Origin of the sequence: Paenibacillus sp. CFBP13512 (assembly GCF_005233705.1) — a bacterium.
Classification (GTDB): Bacteria; Bacillota; Bacilli; order Paenibacillales; family Paenibacillaceae; genus Saccharibacillus; species Saccharibacillus nuruki.
On sequence record NZ_QGAD01000017.1, the window covers coordinates 25911 to 43790 of the forward strand.

At 40.4% G+C, this 17880-nt stretch carries 13 protein-coding genes; 11 read left to right on the forward strand and 2 right to left on the reverse strand.

The window, feature by feature from the left end:
* Positions 1 to 228 precede the first annotated feature (228 nt).
* From uxaC to PaeCFBP13512_RS19210, 11 genes are all read left to right on the forward strand, one after another.
* Positions 229 to 1653 (forward strand): glucuronate isomerase, encoded by a 1425-nt coding sequence (gene uxaC / locus PaeCFBP13512_RS19160; protein ID WP_137225382.1) that lies wholly within the window; start codon positions 229 to 231, stop codon positions 1651 to 1653.
* A gap of 236 nt (positions 1654 to 1889) precedes the next feature.
* Positions 1890 to 3287, forward strand: coding sequence for an MFS transporter (locus PaeCFBP13512_RS19165; RefSeq protein WP_137225384.1), 1398 nt, complete (start codon positions 1890 to 1892; stop codon positions 3285 to 3287).
* A gap of 145 nt (positions 3288 to 3432) precedes the next feature.
* Positions 3433 to 4437, forward strand: a complete 1005-nt coding sequence (locus tag PaeCFBP13512_RS19170; RefSeq protein ID WP_137225386.1) for a LacI family DNA-binding transcriptional regulator — start codon at positions 3433 to 3435, stop codon at positions 4435 to 4437.
* A gap of 231 nt (positions 4438 to 4668) precedes the next feature.
* Positions 4669 to 6141, forward strand: coding sequence for a tagaturonate reductase (locus PaeCFBP13512_RS19175; protein WP_137225388.1), 1473 nt, complete (start codon positions 4669 to 4671; stop codon positions 6139 to 6141).
* Between the two features lie 57 nt (positions 6142 to 6198).
* On the forward strand, positions 6199 to 7704 hold the full coding sequence (locus PaeCFBP13512_RS19180) for a UxaA family hydrolase (RefSeq protein ID WP_069328517.1): 1506 nt from the start codon (positions 6199 to 6201) through the stop codon (positions 7702 to 7704).
* A 123-nt stretch (positions 7705 to 7827) separates the two neighbouring features.
* Complete coding sequence (locus PaeCFBP13512_RS19185; RefSeq protein WP_069328516.1) at positions 7828 to 9378, forward strand: MDR family MFS transporter; 1551 nt, start codon at positions 7828 to 7830, stop codon at positions 9376 to 9378.
* A gap of 367 nt (positions 9379 to 9745) precedes the next feature.
* Entirely contained in the window at positions 9746 to 10432 is a 687-nt protein-coding gene (gene ftsE, locus PaeCFBP13512_RS19190) for a cell division ATP-binding protein FtsE (RefSeq protein ID WP_069328515.1), read from the forward strand.
* Positions 10422 to 11342 carry a permease-like cell division protein FtsX gene (ftsX, locus tag PaeCFBP13512_RS19195; protein WP_069328514.1) on the forward strand — a complete coding sequence of 307 codons (921 nt, stop codon included), beginning with the start codon at positions 10422 to 10424 and terminating at the stop codon, positions 11340 to 11342. Before ftsE ends, ftsX begins: the two co-directional genes overlap by 11 nt.
* Positions 11343 to 11483: 141 nt before the next feature.
* On the forward strand, positions 11484 to 12779 hold the full coding sequence (locus PaeCFBP13512_RS19200; RefSeq protein ID WP_069328513.1) for a murein hydrolase activator EnvC family protein: 1296 nt from the start codon (positions 11484 to 11486) through the stop codon (positions 12777 to 12779).
* A gap of 29 nt (positions 12780 to 12808) precedes the next feature.
* Entirely contained in the window at positions 12809 to 14275 is a 1467-nt protein-coding gene (locus PaeCFBP13512_RS19205) for a S41 family peptidase (protein WP_137225390.1), read from the forward strand.
* Between the two features lie 156 nt (positions 14276 to 14431).
* Positions 14432 to 15832, forward strand: coding sequence for a serine protease (locus PaeCFBP13512_RS19210; protein WP_137225392.1), 1401 nt, complete (start codon positions 14432 to 14434; stop codon positions 15830 to 15832).
* A gap of 177 nt (positions 15833 to 16009) precedes the next feature.
* Here PaeCFBP13512_RS19210 and PaeCFBP13512_RS19215 read toward each other — a convergent pair whose 3' ends face one another.
* Together PaeCFBP13512_RS19215 and PaeCFBP13512_RS19220 are read right to left on the reverse strand one after the other, a co-directional pair.
* Positions 16010 to 16828 (reverse strand): flagellar motor protein MotB, encoded by an 819-nt coding sequence (locus PaeCFBP13512_RS19215; protein ID WP_069328510.1) that lies wholly within the window; start codon positions 16826 to 16828, stop codon positions 16010 to 16012.
* 2 nt (positions 16829 to 16830) lie between these two features.
* Positions 16831 to 17616, reverse strand: coding sequence for a flagellar motor protein (locus PaeCFBP13512_RS19220; protein WP_069328509.1), 786 nt, complete (start codon positions 17614 to 17616; stop codon positions 16831 to 16833).
* Positions 17617 to 17880: the final 264 nt, after the last annotated feature.

Genomic DNA, 17880 nt, shown 5'->3' on the forward strand with positions numbered 1-17880 from the left:
TGATCATTATATCGCAAGGATCTGCTGTGATTGTATGACTCTATGCCTAGAATATGAATTTGCTATGATATCTGTTACAATAACAGCACTTCTTAGTTCATATAACTGTAACAATAAAAATAGCGAAATCCTATTGCGTATTCTGCAAAAAGAGATACAATAAGACTGTAAATGTTCACGTTAACAAAGTGAGTAAACACAGCTGAATCAAGGAAAGGAAGGAATACAATGACTGTTAAATTTTTGGATCAAAACTTTATGCTACATAGTGATACAGCGATCCAACTGTACCACCAAGTAGCAAAAGATATGCCGATTATTGATTACCATTGTCATTTGAGTCCACAAGAAATTTTGGAGAACAAAACGTTTAAAAATATTACAGAAGCATGGTTATATGGAGATCATTACAAATGGCGCGTGATGCGTGCTAATGGAATCGAAGAAAAATATATTACAGGCGATGCCGATGATTATGATAAATTTCTGGCGTGGGCAAGAACCGTACCGCAATTGATCGGTAATCCACTGTATCACTGGACACATCTCGAATTACAACGCTTTTTCGGAGTAGACGAATTATTAAGTGAAAAGACAGCTCCGCAAGTCTGGCAAAAAGTAAATGAACAACTACAGGGTGAAGGATTCGGAGCGCGCGATCTGATTACCAAGTCGAAAGTAACTGTCGTGTGTACGACAGATGATCCTGTCGATGATCTTGGTTATCATGTACAGATTCGTGAGCTGAACGGTTTCTCGACAGCTGTCTTGCCAAGCTTTCGACCAGACAAAGCATTAGAGATTAATCGTGCTACATTCCGTCCGTGGTTAGAACAATTAGTGGGTGTCTATGGATCAGAGATTCGTACCTATGACGACTTTTTGAAAGCGCTTGAGCAAAGAGTTCGCTTTTTCCATGCCGCAGGAGGACGAGTATCCGATCATGCGCTGGATACGGTTGTTTTTGCAGAGGCAACTCAAGCAGAAGTCAATCAGATTTTTGCCAAAGCGTTAGAGCAAGGACAAGTGAGTAGTGAAGAAGAAGCGAAGCACAAATCGTATACACTTGTATTTTTGAGTCAATTGTATGCAGAGCTAGATTGGGCGATGCAGTTCCATATTCATGCGTTACGTAACAATAGCACATCGATGTTCAACAAATTAGGACCGGATACCGGTTATGATTCTGTAAATGATGGATTGATTGCGAAGCCGTTAGTGTCACTATTAGATGCTATGGAATCAGCAGGAGCCTTACCGAAAACGATTTTGTACTCACTCAATCCGAATGATTATCCTGTTCTAGCAAGTGCAGCAGGTAGCTTCCAGAGCGGTGGTATCGCTGGTAAAATTCAGTTCGGTACAGCGTGGTGGTACAACGATCATCGTGATGGTATGCATGAGCAGATGAAATTGTTAGCCAATATGGGTGTGTTAGCTCGTTTTGTAGGGATGTTGACCGACTCACGTAGCTTTTTATCATATACCCGTCATGAATATTTCCGCCGTCTGTTGTGTGATCTGTTAGGTACATGGGTAGAACAAGGGGAAGCACCTGATGATATGGAATTGTTAAGCGGTATTGTAGAAGGCATTTGTTATACCAATGCAGAGCAATATTTTAATTTCCCAGCAGTCGTTTCTGTACAGTAATCAGGTAGAAGTATCGCTTTGGCTGATATAGAACATAGAGTATGGAGACAGTGATGTTCTAACAGATGCAGTCAAAGCGATATTTACTTCTGAGTATTATGTGATTAATTTCACAAAATAAATAATGCCTTATCCAATCCATTCAAGCAGCAAGAAACGTAGAAATGCTCAAAAAAGTATCGCATGATTGTCGATATTGTAAGCGGTTGATTTTATCAAATCAAGGGGTGTGTCACATGGGAGTTGCTACATTAAAAGGGGTCAAAGCGGAAGAAAATGTGATTGACGGCAAGATCAGTTTGAAAGAAAAGATTTCGTACGGTATGGGGGACTTTGGGAACGGATTTATGTTTGATCTGGGGCAATTGTATCTGTTAAAGTTTTTTACAGATGTAGCAGGGATTCCAGCGATTGCAGCAGCAGGTATATTTCTAGTCAGTAAATTATTTGCAGCGATCTGTGATCCGATTGTTGGTTCTTCGATTGATTATCGCAAAAATATCGGAAAGAACGGTAAATTTAGACCCTATCTGATCTACGGAAGTCTTATTCTTGCGATCCTGACAGTGTTTACGTTTATCTCACCTAATCTATCAGTAACAGGTAAATTAATTTATGCGTATGCTTCTTATATGATCTGGGGGATTGGGTATTCATTTGTAAATATTCCTTACGGTTCACTGGGTGCATCGATTACTCAGAATACGATTGAACGGGCATCGTTATCGTCATTCCGTCAAGCCGGTTCACTTGGAGCTTTATTTGTAACAAGTGTAATCGTAATGCCTTTAATTGTGCATTTCGCTAATCCATCTGTAGGTTTCCCTGTGGTGATGGGGATTATGTCTATCATCGGTGTGCTTGCTTTTATTGTGTGTTTTCGCGGAACGAAAGAACGGATTATCAGTCAAGCCGCTCCTTCTGAAAAATTATCGGTCGGCAGTGTGGTCAAAACATTTGTCAGTAACAAACCGCTATTAGTACTGGTTTTAATGACTGTATTCACGATTTCAGCGTACAATATCAAATCAGCGATGTTGATTTATTTTGCACAGTATAATTTAGGTAATGTAGAACTGATGGCGTATATGAACTTTATTATTATCGGGTCTTCATTTATCGGCGTCTTGTTTTTACCTAAATTGGTGAAAAGATTCGGTAAACGCAAAACAGCGATGATCGGACTTGGAATTAGTGTGGTTGCAGATACGATCAACTTTATTGCACCATCGAATGTGTATATTTTCACAATCTTAGCCAGTATTGCATTTATCGGTATTAGTATCCCTAACGGTGTCACATGGGCTTTTGTATCTGATATTATTGATTATGGCGAATGGACATCAGGTGAACGTAAAGAAGGAACGACCTATTCATTATTTAACTTTTCTCGTAAATTAGCACAATCGTTATCCGGTTTCTTATCAGGTGTAGGTCTAGCTGTTGTTGGTTATGTACCGAATGTGGTACAGACGGTCGGCACTCAGATCGGGATCAAAGCGTTATTGTGTCTGTATCCAGCGATTGCTCTGGCTATTGCCATGTTGATTATCGGATTAATGTACAAATTAACAGATAAAAAGCATGAACAAATCGTTGAAGAACTACAATTGCGTCATCAACCATTAGAGTAGAAAGAATGAGAACAATCGCATAGCGCTCAGCAACCGTCCGTATTATGGTGAGTGGAACATAATATGTTATTCTTAGGAGAAGAGGAGTCATATGATTCCTCCGAGTCGATGAATCGAACAAGCTGGAATAAAGGAAGGTATGCATATGGCAGCCACTATCAAAGATATCGCCAAGCTAGCGAATGTTTCTCATACAACCGTTTCTCGTGCACTGAATAATAGTCCGCTTATTAAAGAAGTCACCAAACGTAAAATTATGCAGATTGCGCAAGAAGTGAATTATATTCCAAATTATAATGCTAAAAGTCTGGTATTACAGCGTTCGCATACGATAGGTTTGTTTTTTACCAGTATTTCAAATGGTACCAGTAGTAGCTTTTTTGCCGCTACGATTCGCGGGGTTAATCGTGTAATCGGGATCGAATACAATTTATTTGTACGTGGCATTGATGATTATCTAGATTACAGTTCGATTCATCGTAAACGGTTTGATGGCATTATTTTGATGAGTCAAAGTGAAGCGGATAATGATTTTATCCATCATGCATTAGAGCAAGAAATTCCGATTGTGGTGCTGAATCGTCTTCTACCCGGTGCGAATCTAGTCAATATTGTCTCCAATGATAAAGAAGGATCTTATCATGCTGGACAATTTCTGATTGAGCAAGGGCATACACAGATTGCTATTATCGAAGGGATCAAAAGCTTTAAGTCTACAGAACAACGCCGATTAGGATTTGTTCAAGCGATGGAGGAAAATGGATTATCGATCCCATCCCAATATATTGTAGGCGGAGAGTATGATACAGAAAGTGGTTATCAAGCGATGCAACAATTGCTAGCTTTATCAACACCACCAACCGCTGTATTTTGCTCCAATGATGATATGGCGATAGGTGCGATGAATGCCGCATTTGAACAAGGGCTCAAAGTGCCACAAGACCTGTCGATTGTCGGGTTTGATGATATTAATTTCTCCATGTATACTAATCCTGCATTAACGACAGTGAAGCGTCCGATCGAAGACATCAGTGCACGCGGGGCAGAGAAAATATTAGAACAGATTCGTGAAAAAGAAACACAACAAGAATTGATCTTTGTTGAAACTGAATTGATTCAGCGTAAATCAACAGCTGTTTATTCAGAGTGATTTATTGAAGCCACCAATCGTTCAAATTGCTAAATAAGACCGTTATAGATTGAGGATTCCAGAGCTTACTACTATGCGCAGGAATTCTCTTTTTAATAAATGATAAGATTGTGATCTAATTCACTTTGTTAACGTGTGCATAAAATTATAATTATTGATAAGAACACAAATAGTATCCAGAACATAAGTTAGCTATTCCTATTTTAAAATAAAGATCAGGAGGATATGATCATGCCAGCACTTAACCGAACCACTTATCCAGCTTCAACCTATACTGAAAAAGTACTGCAATTTGGGGAAGGCAATTTTTTGCGAGCATTTACCGATTGGCAGATTCATCAGATGAACCAAAAAGCGAACTTTGATGCAGGAGTGGTCATCGTACAACCACTAGCTACAGGGATGGCTGAACGACTGAATGAACAAGATGGATTATATACGGTGTATCTCGAAGGGATTCAAGAAGGACAACCTTCTCGAACTCATGAAGTAATCGAGTGCGTCACACGCGGAATCAATCCTTATGAGCATTATGAACAGTATGAAGCTTTGGCGTATCAACCTGAATTGCGTTGGATTATTTCCAATACGACTGAAGCTGGCATTGCTTTTAACAGCACAGATCAATTAGCAGATCGTCCACAGCAAAGTTATCCTGGTAAATTAACATCATTATTGTATCGCCGTTTCCGTCATTTTCATGGAGAAGAGAGCAAAGGGTTTATTATTCTTCCTTGTGAGTTGATTGATCATAACGGAGATGAGTTGAAACGAATTATTTTGCAATATGCAGAGTTGTGGAACTTGGAGCCTGAATTTGGTGCGTGGGTACATCAAGCGAATACATTTTGTAGCACTCTGGTGGATCGAATTGTACCGGGTTATCCTAAACAGCGTATGCCTGAGATTACAGCTGAGCTTGGATATGAAGATCAGTTTGTTGTAGTAGGTGAACCATTTCACTTGCTTGTGATTGAAGGCCCCGCATGGATCGAACAAGAATTACCTTTTGCTCAAGCTCATTTGCATATCAAAGTGGTGTCAGATATGGCGCCTTATCGCACTCGTAAAGTACGTATCTTGAATGGCGCTCATACCGCAATGACTCCTGTTGCGTATCTATATGGTCTCAATACAGTAGCAGAAGCAGTAGAACATCCGATCACAGGTGCTTTTGTCCAGTCTCTTATTCAGGATGAGATTATACCGACTTTGGATCTGCCTGCTGATGAGTTAGAGCAATTCGCTGCTGCTGTGATGGAACGTTTCCGCAATCCATATGTAGAGCATTTTCTAATGAGTATTTCACTTAATAGTATTTCCAAATTCAAAACCCGTGATCTACCTACGCTCACTTCTTATATCGAACAACAACATCAATTACCAGCCAAATTAGTATTTTCGCTTGCGGCTTTGATTGCTTTCTATAAAGGCGATCGTAGCGGAGAACGTATCTTGTTAAATGATGATGAAGCTGTGTTACAACAATTAGCTGAACTATGGAAAAACTGTGATAACAGTCAATCAAGCCTGTATCAGTTGGTGACTGCTGTACTCGGTGAAGTTTCATTCTGGGGAATGAACTTAAATTCTTATGCAGGCTTAACTGAACAAGTGACGATTGATTTGTACCATATTCAACACCAAGGAATGGTTGTTGCTGTGCAAGAGTTGATGGCTCCATCGGTAACACCTACTGTGTAATCTACTATAAGCATTATTTACGATAAAGAGACCTTTTATAAGGAGGCATACCGAATCATGTTGGAATATATACAGATTCATCCGCAAGATAATGTGGCTGTGGCGCTACGTGATTATCAGCAAGGTGAAGTGATTACACTAGATACCACAACAGCTACGGCACAATCAATTACGTTAACTGAAGATATTGCAAGAGGACATAAGATTGCACTACAACCGATAGAAATCCATCAACATATTATCAAATACGGCTATCCAATTGGACATGCGATTCAGCCGATTGCCGTCGGTAGTCATATTCATACTCATAATGCCAAAACCAATTTGACTGGTATTGAAGAATATCATTATGATCCCAAAACATTATTCAATCCATATACGCTCGAAAATCGTACATTTCAAGGGTATCGACGTAGCAATGGAGATGTGGGTATCCGTAATGAGCTATGGATCGTACCTACAGTGGGCTGTGTCAATGGAATTGCTGAATTGATCTTAAGTGAGTTCGAGCGTGAAGTAGGCGATATCGCTCCTTTTGAAAATACATTGGTGCTTAAGCACAGTTACGGTTGTTCTCAGCTTGGAGATGATCATCAATATACACGTACGATTTTGGCTGATGCGGTCAAGCATCCAAATGTAGGCGGTGTACTGGTACTTGGGCTTGGCTGTGAAAATAATGAAATGGATCAATTTAAGCTTGCGATCGGTGAACATGATGAACAACGGGTCAAATTCCTTGTCTCGCAAATGGTATCTGATGAAGTCGAAGCAGGTGTGCAATTGCTTAAAGAAATCTTTGAACATGTACAAGGTGACCATCGGGAAGAAATACCGTTAGCTGATCTCAAAATCGGACTTAAATGTGGTGGTTCTGACGGATTATCAGGGATTACAGCTAACCCCCTATTAGGTCAACTGTCTGATTATATGGCGGCACAGGGTGGAACCACAGTATTAACAGAAGTACCGGAAATGTTTGGTGCTGAACAGATCTTAATGGAGCGTGCAGCAGATGAACAGGTATTTGGCAAAATTGTTCATCTAATCAATGACTTCAAGCAGTATTTTATGGATTACAAACAGCCTGTATATGAGAATCCGTCTCCGGGTAATAAAGCAGGTGGGATTACTACATTAGAAGATAAATCACTGGGTTGTACGCAAAAATCAGGCATTTCTCCTGTACAAGATGTTCTATTATATGGAGAACGATTACAGACACGCGGATTAAATCTGCTGAGTGCACCGGGTAACGATCTAGTGGCTTCATCTGCATTAGCAGCAGCAGGTTGTCAGTTGGTCATTTTCACCACAGGACGGGGTACGCCTTTCGGTTCGTTTGTACCCACTATGAAAGTATCAACCAATTCACCTTTATTTGCTAATAAACCACATTGGATTGATTATAATGCGGGCACTTTAGTAGAAGGTGTAACGATGGAAGATGGATTGCGTGATTTTATCGAGTATATTATCGAAGTCGCCAGTGGACGCTGGGTCAATAATGAAAAAAATAAGTTCCGTGAATTGGCGATATTTAAAAGCGGAGTTACTTTGTAAATAGGCGTTTGTCGTCTTCAATTCAATAATATGCTATACTCATTCCATTGTGACCAATGGGTCAGTAACAAACAGATGCTTCTCAGAAGGATCATGTTATGATTACGAAAAAGGAGTGAGTATATGTCGGCATCTGTTGCTGAAAAAAGCAAAGGAGCTTCGAAAACAGGCTGGATCGTCGCAGGATTGTTGCTCGGTATTTTTATTGCAGCGATAGATAATACGATTGTGGCCACAGCGATTGCTACAATTGTAGGCGACCTTGGAGGGTTTGATCAATTTGTCTGGGTAACTTCAGCTTATTTGGTTGCTTCTCTCGCAGGAACCCCTATTTTCGGCAAGCTTTCGGATATGTATGGTCGTAAGCGATTTTTTATTTTTGGTGTTGTTGTGTTTATGCTCGGTTCTATTTTATGTGGGACAGCCGATTCGATTGTACAACTTAGTATTTATCGAGCGATTCAAGGAATAGGTGGCGGTGCACTTGTACCGATCGCTTTTACAATTGTGTTCGATACGTTTCCACCGGAAAAGCGTGGTAAAATGACAGGCTTGCTGGGTGCTGTATTCGGAATGTCCAGTTTGTTTGGTCCATTATTAGGCGCTTATATTACTCAGTATATGAATTGGCGCTGGGTGTTTTATATCAATGTTCCGTTTGGTATTATTTCATTTCTATTGATTATGGTCTTTTATCATGAATCGATGGAACGTTCGAAGCAAAAAATCGATTGGTGGGGCGCAGGTCTGCTTATTGGTGCTGTCGTTTCATTAATGTTCGCTCTAGAATTAGGCGGAGATACGTATCCGTGGAATTCAGGCGTGATCTTAGGATTATTTGTGAGCTTTGTGATCTTACTGATCGCTTTTATTTTTGCGGAAAAGAAAGCAGCAGAACCTATTATTTCATTTCCAATGTTCAAAGATCGTCTGTTTACTAGTAGTACATTAGCGGCTTTCTTCTATGGAGCTGCGTTTATTACAGTCGCTCTATATATTCCGATCTATATTCAAGGGGTTAGCGGTGGAACAGCAGTCAATTCAGGGCTGACTTTGATGCCAATGACGATCGGATCAGTAATTGCTGCGATGCTTGGCGGCATACTGGTTAACAAATTAACCTTCCGTCGTATTATGATGATTTCTGGATTTTTATTTGTATTAGGCATGGCACTGTTAAGCCGGATTACACCGGAGACCCCTGCACTATTATTGTATCTATATCTAGCTACAGCAGGATTCGGTATTGGCTTCTCATTCTCTGTACTTAATATCAGTGGGATTCAGAACTTTGATTTCCGCCAACGTGGAGCTGCAACCTCTACGTTAACATTTGTTCGTTCACTAGGGATGGCACTGGGTGTAACCATATTTGGATTGATTCAGCGCAGTATCCTTAGCAATCAATTGCAAGCAGGTGTCGATCAAAGTGGTAGTGGAAGTTCATTACCTCCGGGACTTGATCTGACACAGTTAGATCCACGTGCCTTATTATCGGATGATATCAAAGCCAATCTACCTGCCCAAGTTATTGAGATGATTCAAGTGGCTTTGACCAGTTCGATCGCCGGTACATTTATGTGGGCAGTTCTACCCGCAATCGGGGCATTAATCGCTGTTTCGTGTATGGGTAAAGAACGTGCTCTACAAACCAACAAGCCTAATCAAAAGTGATGTTACAGTATGTTTTTTAAATATAGACGCTTTTTAAGGTCGTTAGCAGAAGAAAGTCTGATTTCAGCATGATGCTGATTTCAGGCTTTTTTGATTACTGAGTGATTTTCGAGTTATTATAGTACTCAAATGGTAACGAATTTGTTACAATAGAGATTATTGAATCAGTCTTTCAAACATATGGTGTTTTGATACATTCTGTACAAAGTACCTCATCGTATATTGGTTTACTTGATAAGAACCAACCTACCTATACTTAGTGTTGTTGAAATGTGAAGAATAGTAGTACCGAATAAAAGAATTCAGACTTCATCTTGCCACATGAACAGTGTACAGATGAATGATCTTGTTATTAGGAAGTGATGATTTGATAGAAATGCAGGACGTATGGAAAACTTATCCGAATGGAGCACATGCTCTACAAGGGATCTCTGTGAAGATTGATCGCAACGAATTTGTATATGTGGTCGGTCCTTCGGGTGCGGGTAAGTCTACCTTTATGAAGCTAATGTATCGTGAAGAAACACCAACTAAAGGTCAAATTTCAGTAAATGGATTCAATTTGGGCAAATTAAAACAACGTAAGATTCCATTATTACGTCGTAATATCGGAGTTATTTTTCAAGATTTTCGTTTGCTTCCGAAGTTAACAGCGTACGATAATGTTGCTTTTGCAATGGAAGTTATTGAAACGCCGAGAAAATTAATGAAAAAAAGAGTAATGGAAGTATTGGATCTAGTAGGACTTCAAAGTAAAGCAGGGCGTTACCCTGAACAAATGTCCGGTGGTGAGCAACAGCGGATTGCTATTGCACGCGCAATCGTCAATAATCCAGCTGTTATTATTGCGGATGAACCGACAGGTAACCTTGATCCTGAGACGTCATATGGCATTATGCAATTGCTAGATGAGATTAATTTCCGTGGTACAACAATTATTATGGCAACTCATAATAGAGATATTGTGAATTCGATGCGTCGTCGTGTATTAGCGATTGAAGACGGCATGATCGTCAGAGATCAGATTAGAGGGGAGTACGGTTATGAATTTTAATACCTTCTTGCGACACTTGCGGGAAGGTTTTAGAAGCGTATTCCGCAATGGATGGATGTCGATCGCATCCATTACTTCCATTATTGTGTCTCTGTTTATTTTGGGTGTATTTATTTTGTTAGTATTAAATGTGAATCAACTAGCTGATCAGGCAGACAGTGAAGTTGAAATTAATGTCTTTCTAGAACTCAACGTAGATCAGTCGTTACGACAAGAACTACAACAAGAAATCAGTGCAATGACAGAAGTAAGCACGGTCACTTTTGTTCCCAAAGCACAAGGATTGAAAGAATTACGTGATCGTCTGGGTGAAGGTGGAGAGTCCTTTTTACAAGGATATGCACAAGATAACAATCCATTACCTGATGCTTTACGTATCCAAGTGATAGAACCAACAACTGTTCCTTTTGTCGCTCAGAAGATTGAAGCACTGAATACAGAACATCCTGAGAAACCTATTCTCAAAGTTCGTTATGGTGGAGACACTGTACAGACGTTATTCAAAGTTACTGCATTGATTCGTAATATTGGTCTGATCTTAGTCGCTGCGCTTGGACTGATGGCGATGTTCTTGATTGCCAATACAATTCGAGTCACTATACTTGCACGTCGTCGTGAAATTAGTATTATGAAGCTTGTTGGAGCCACGAATCAATTTATCCGTTGGCCGTTCTTTATTGAAGGTGCACTATTAGGCGGTATTGGTTCACTGGTAACAATCGGTATTCTATTTATCGGATATCAGCAATTGGTAGCCGCTTCTGTTCGATCATTTGGAATAGCGTCTGTGATCACTTTGATTCCGTTACAGCAGATCTGGCCATTATTAGGCAGTCTATTGCTTGGACTTGGAGTATTGATCGGAATATGGGGTAGTACACTCTCGATTCGTCGCTTCCTTAAAGTATAAAATAAATTATTTTCGTGAATATGCAAAAAAAGCTAAGATATCTGCAAAATATTGCCGATAATCATACTTGATGCAAGTGCTGAACGCCGGAAAACGACTGTTTCAAAAACCTACAAACGGTAAAAGGATGGGGAGAAAAAGTTGAAAAAAGTCGCATCAGTTATGGCTGTTATTTTATTGGCAGTCTCTGTGATACAACCACAACACGTACACGCCGCCAAATCGGTTAGTGATATCCAAAGTCAATTAAATGCTGTGGAGAAAAAAGCACAGGAAGCAGCCCAACAGAAGAAAAAAGCTGCTGCTCAAAAGAAAAAATCGCAAGTACTGAAAGCTAGAACACAAAAAGATCTAGGTAAAGTATTGCAAGCGATCAATGAAGTGAGCAGTCAGTTGGCTCGCGTTTCTAGTGATATTTCACAAACCGAATCAGGTCTGCGTCAAGCGAAAAAAGATCTGGCTGAAACCAAAGAACGTATTCATGCTCGTGAAGGTATGATTGATACTCGTGTACGTATGATGTATACCGATGGATTAATCTCTTATATGGATGTGTTAATGGCATCAACCAATTTTTCTGATTTTGTAGAACGTGCCGATTCATTACGTATGATTGTAGATCAAGATCAGGACATTTTGGCTCAACATGAGAAAGACAAACAATTCGTAATCGTAACGCAAAAAAAATTGACTGCTTCGTATGCAAAAGCGAAAAGTCTATATGCTGAAAAAGCAGAGCGTAAAGGCGAATTAGATGCCAAAGAAAGCGAAAAACAAGTACTTATTTCTAAATACAATACACAGATTGAAAATGCAGACGATATCACGTCCGAGCAAGAACAAGCGTTGTGGGATCTAGCTGATAAACGTGCTTCTCTGTATCAAGAGAAAACAGCACTAGAAGCACAAGAAAGAGCAGCAGCGGCGGCTCGTGCAGCAGCTGAAGCTCAAGCCAGAGCAGAAGCAGCAGCGAACAATCCACCATCATCCGGTGGAGGTGGAAGCTATACACCACCAAGTACAGGTGGGTATCAAGGTAGCGGTAATGGTAGTATGGGTCTACCTGTAAATGGCGCACGTATTTCTTCTCCATTCGGATACCGTAATCACCCGATTCAAGGGGTATACAAAATGCACACAGGTGTTGATTTTGCAGCTCCTCAAGGAACTGATATTCATGCCGCTCAAGGCGGTACAGTCGTTGTCGCTCAATGGCAAAATGGATACGGTAATACTGTGATTATTGATCATGGAAATGGAATTAAAACATTATACGGACATATTCGTGATGGCGGTATAGCTGTTTCTGTAGGGGCTACAGTGAGTCAGGGACAGAAGATTGCAGAAGTAGGTTCTACAGGAAACTCTACAGGTCCTCACTGTCACTTTGAAGTACGTGTGAATAATACACCTGTCGATCCGATGGGTTATCTGTAATAGCGTTAAGCTCAGAGAGGCGGTAACACATGATGAGAAAACGCACCGTAGCACTACTTGTGATTGCCATGATGGTGCTGAGTAGCGTGCTTACACTGGCTTTTACTAGTCTGCCAGGAATCGCTCGTAACGCTGTCAACGGACAAGGATTGCTCGCAGCCCTTAGCGGTGGTGGTCTAAGCGACCAACAGCAAAGTAAATTAAGTACAGCTGCCAAATTGATTGAAAGTAATTATTATCAAGATGTAGATAGCAACAAGCTAGTAGATGGTGCGATCAATGGAATGATGGAAGCATTAGGTGATCCTTATTCCAGTTATATGGCTCCTGAGACAGCGACTCAATTTTCCGAATCGATTGCAGGATCATTTACTGGAATTGGTGCAGAAGTGTCGCAAGAAGATGGTAATGTAGTGATTGTTTCTCCAATCAAAGGGTCGCCTGCGGAAAAAGCAGGATTACGTCCTAAAGACATTATTGTATCGATTAATGGCGAATCGTTAGCGGGCGTAGACTTGAATGACGCGGTTAACAAGATTCGTGGTAAAAAAGGCACAACAGCTACTCTTGAAATCAAACGTTCTGGTAGTTCAAATACGTTAGATTTCAAAATTGTACGTGATGATATTGATGTAGAGACGGTTACTTCGAGAATGACGGATGACAAAATCGGCGTAATCACTGTAACGCAGTTCTCAATGAATACAGCCGAACGTTTTGATGCTGAAGTGAAAAAGCTTGAAGGCGAAGGTATGAAAGGTCTTGTGATTGATGTTCGTAACAATCCAGGCGGCGTTCTATCTGTTGTAATTGATATGGCTGAACAATTTGTTCCGAATGGAAAATTGATTGTACAGGTCGAAGACAAAGCAGGTAAACGTGATGAGACCAAGTCCAAAGGTAAAGGTGTTAAATATCCGATTGCTGTAGTGACGAATGGTGGTAGCGCAAGTGCTTCTGAGATTCTAGCAGGTGCCTTGAAGCAATCTGCTGGTGCGACTTTATACGGTGAGACGACGTATGGTAAAGGTACCGTTCAGACGAGTATGGATAATATCTTTAACGATGGCAGTCTAATTAAAATTACGATTGCCAAATGGTTAACACCAAATGGAGATTGGATTCACAAAAAAGGAATCAAACCAGATGTTAAAATTGCTCCACCGGATTACTTTACAGTGACTCCAATCAACAAAGAGAAAACACTCAAATATGATATGAATAATAGTGATATTAAGAGTGCTCAAATTATGTTAGATGGTCTTGGTTACACGGTAGATCGTAAAGATGGTTATTTTGACCGTGATACCGAAACAGCAGTGAAATCATTTCAGACCAAGCAAAAGCTAAAAGTAACGGGTGCGATTGATGAGAAAACAGCAACAGCACTTGAAGTAGCATTAGTGGAGCATATCCAAGATCCACAATACGATGTTCAGATCAACAAAGCGATTTCAGGCGTTGAAAAGCAGATTTCTACCACGAAGACCCCGTAATTTGAAACTGTAATGCGCTTATTCATAAGTATTTCCAAAAAGAAGGCTGTTATAGCCTTCTTTTTTTATGTAGAATAGAGAGAGTTGAGTCTATATGCGAATGAATGATACGCTGATAGTGAAGCAAAGATAGATGGCAAAGGAGAGTGGCAACCGTTGAACGTATTGGGTGAGGCACTCCGTATGATAGGCGGGGCATTAGGGGCGCTATTAACGCAGCCTTTTTACTATATATTTCTAATCGGTGTATTGTTGCACTATAGAAGACAAGGTATTCTTGAACGTAAATTATTTAATATCCGTATTTATGTCTATGCAGGTCGAGTGTTACGAACCGTCGTTACCGGGATCATTGCAGGGCTACTGATCTCGATCGTTATGGCTTTTATTGGTATACATATAGAGACAGAAATAATCTGGTGTATAGGCATTATTTTGATCCTATTATCCTTATTCCGTCTACGTTACGCTCATTTGACGATGGCTTTGGCTGTACTTACGATTATCTATATGGTGTTACTTTCATTTCCGTCATGGCAACCGACCGGTGTGATAGGGTCATTTATTTCGAGTATTCGTCATATTGACTTGCCTGGATTATTAGCGATATCGGTATTGTTGCAATTGATCGAAGCGTTATTATTTCGTATGCAAGCGCTACGTTTTTCTTCACCTGTAGTGATCGAAGGCAAACGTGGTAAGCCTGTAGGTGCATATGCAATGGAAGCTTTCTGGCCTGTTCCACTGTGGTTATTTATTCCTTCTGTAAGTGGTATCGTTTTACCGTGGACACCTCTTCATGGAGCACAATCATGGATAGACGGTGTATCGCTAACGGCATTGCCTGTAATGATCGGTTGTAGTGTATTAACACAGACCCATTTGCCACAAGCGAAAGCACAGCGAATAGCGAAGCGGTTAGTACAAAGTGGTCTGATTATGGTAGTATTTGCAGCCCTAGCATTATGGTGGGCACCGATTGCAATACCGGCAGTCATTATTGCTGTGATATTACGTGAATGTGTGATGTACTTCAGTCGACGAGAAGAAACAGAGCAGAGCCCATTATTTATTCGTGGATTACGTGGAATCAAAATTTTAGATATTATTCCGTATAGCCCTGCGGCAGAACTAGGCATTACCGCAGGTGAAAGTATGTATAAAGTGAACGGACAGCTTATCCATGATCCTCAATCTCTTCATGCGGCATTGCGAATCAATCCTGCATTTTGTAAATTGGAAGTATTAAATGTAGAAGGCGAAAGTAAATTTCTGCAACGGGCGATCTATGCAGGAGATCATCATCAGTTAGGAATGATATTCGCGCCAGACGATCAAGCGGTGGTTTCGCCAGATATTCAGCGACTATCGGCATGGCATTTGTTAACCAAACCGCGTGTACAGAAGTTGCCTAGTAGCTATCATGAACATTCTGCTTTGTTATTACCAGAAGGTGAGCAAGTGACCGAACCGGAAGTACCGGAAGAGCCAATTGAATTGACTCCCGAGTATATTGAAAAGCATGGATTACCCAAGCGTCCTCGGCGTAAGTCATAAAGCGCATAAAATAGTATGTTGCTAAATAATAGGTGTACCCAATACCTAATAAACAATCATTAAATGTTAGCAAAAAATGAATTTTAGAACATAAAAACACTCCAGTGTAGCTTCTCATCTATAGATAGAGAAGTACGCTGGAGTGTTTTTTGTATTTCAACTTTTATATGCAGCCCATTAATCTTGCAATTGACGTAACACGATGATTTCAACACGGCGGTTTTTTTGACGACCCGCAGCGGTTGAGTTATTTGCGGTGGGGCGAGTATCTCCATAACCTGCATATTGAAACTTCGATTTGTCTAACCCTTTAGTATCAATAAAATAGCGCAGAACAGACAATGCACGAGCACCTGACAACTCCCAGTTATCCTGATAACGTGAAGCATTTACAATCGGCAGATTATCGGTATGCCCTTCAATGCTGACCGTCGTATCAATCGATTGGAAAAGGCTAGACAATTGCGCCAGTGTGGCTAAAGAAGGTGATTTGAGATTGGCTTGTCCTTCATTGAATAAAAATTGATCGCTTAGTGTAATCGAGATCCCTTGAGGCTTATCAGCAACCACAACTTGATTGCCTAGATTGTTCGTTTTGACATAGGTTTCGATTACACTCATAAGATTGGCTAGTTCACTTTCCTGCTTACGGAAAGCTTCTTCGCGATTAGTTAGTGTAGTAGATCCACTTTGTGTATCTTTACCGCCAGCATTACCTGCTTGATTACTGGTAGAAGTAGAACCACCGTTACTCGTATTTTTACCTGCTGTTCCGGTAATGCCTTTACCACCATCTAGAATTGAATTGTCGCTTTGAAAAGTAAGCTGTAACGAGTCCGTAAGCACCTGATACTTTTCTGTATCAACATGACTCACCGAATACATAACCACAAAAAAGATGAGTAATAGTGTAATTAGATCCGCATAAGTAATCAGCCAGCGATCTTGATGGTTATGCCCATTTCCTTTTTTACTGCGCCGAGAATAACGTGCCATCGTTATTCCTCCCCTGTTCTAGCTTCGCGAATAAGATTCCCATTACTTTCCGGCAAAAAGGTTTCTAGCTTTTTACGAACCAATTGAGGGTTCTCACCATTTTGGATAGACAATACACCTTCTAATAACATTTCCATCGTCTGAATATCCAGTTCGCTACGTGAACGAATCTTGGAAGCAATCGGTAGGAAGATGAGATTGGCACTGGCTACACCATACAACGTCGCTGTAAAAGCAACAGCAATTGATCCACCTAATCCTGTGGGCTCGCTTAGACTGCCTAATACTTGAATCAGACCCATAACCGTACCAATAATCCCCATCGTAGGTGCATAACCACCCGCAGAATCAAATACTTTGGCATATTGTTCATGTTCTAATTCGGTTTTGGTCATTTCAAGTTCTAGAATCTGTTGAATGACTTCACGATCTGTTCCATCGACCACTTGCTGAATCCCTTCTCTTAGAAAAGGATTATCATGAGAAGAAGCTTGAGGTTCAAGTGCAAGTACACCTGCCCGGCGTGCATGCGTAGACATATTCACAATATCTTCAATCAATTGTTCATTATCTGTACCACCTGATGAAAAAGTAAAAGCTATCGCACGTGGAATTTTTTTCAATCGTGCTAATGGAAAACTGATGACGACAGCCGCAGCTGTTCCTCCAAATACGATCAATGCAGCAGCACCTTGAACCAGCCCGCTAGCATCTCCGCCTTCCCATAAAAAGCCCCCAATCAATGCAGCAAGTCCTGCAATAATCCCAATAATCGTTGTTAAATCCATTCATTCATCTCCTGTTCTGGGTATGGGGAATAACCGTAAATGTAACGATTTACATAAAAAAAGTTAAAATTTCAGTCTTGTTTCAATTGCATAAACACAATAGGAAGAGTATAATATAAGAACAAACATTCCTATAGCGGTATATTTTTGCTGTGCTATAGAGGATATGATCTACAGACAACTTATTATAGAATAATTAACCAAAAATGAGATTCGTCAATTCATGGTGTGCCACCATCGTACATGTTGGGTAAAGAATAATGT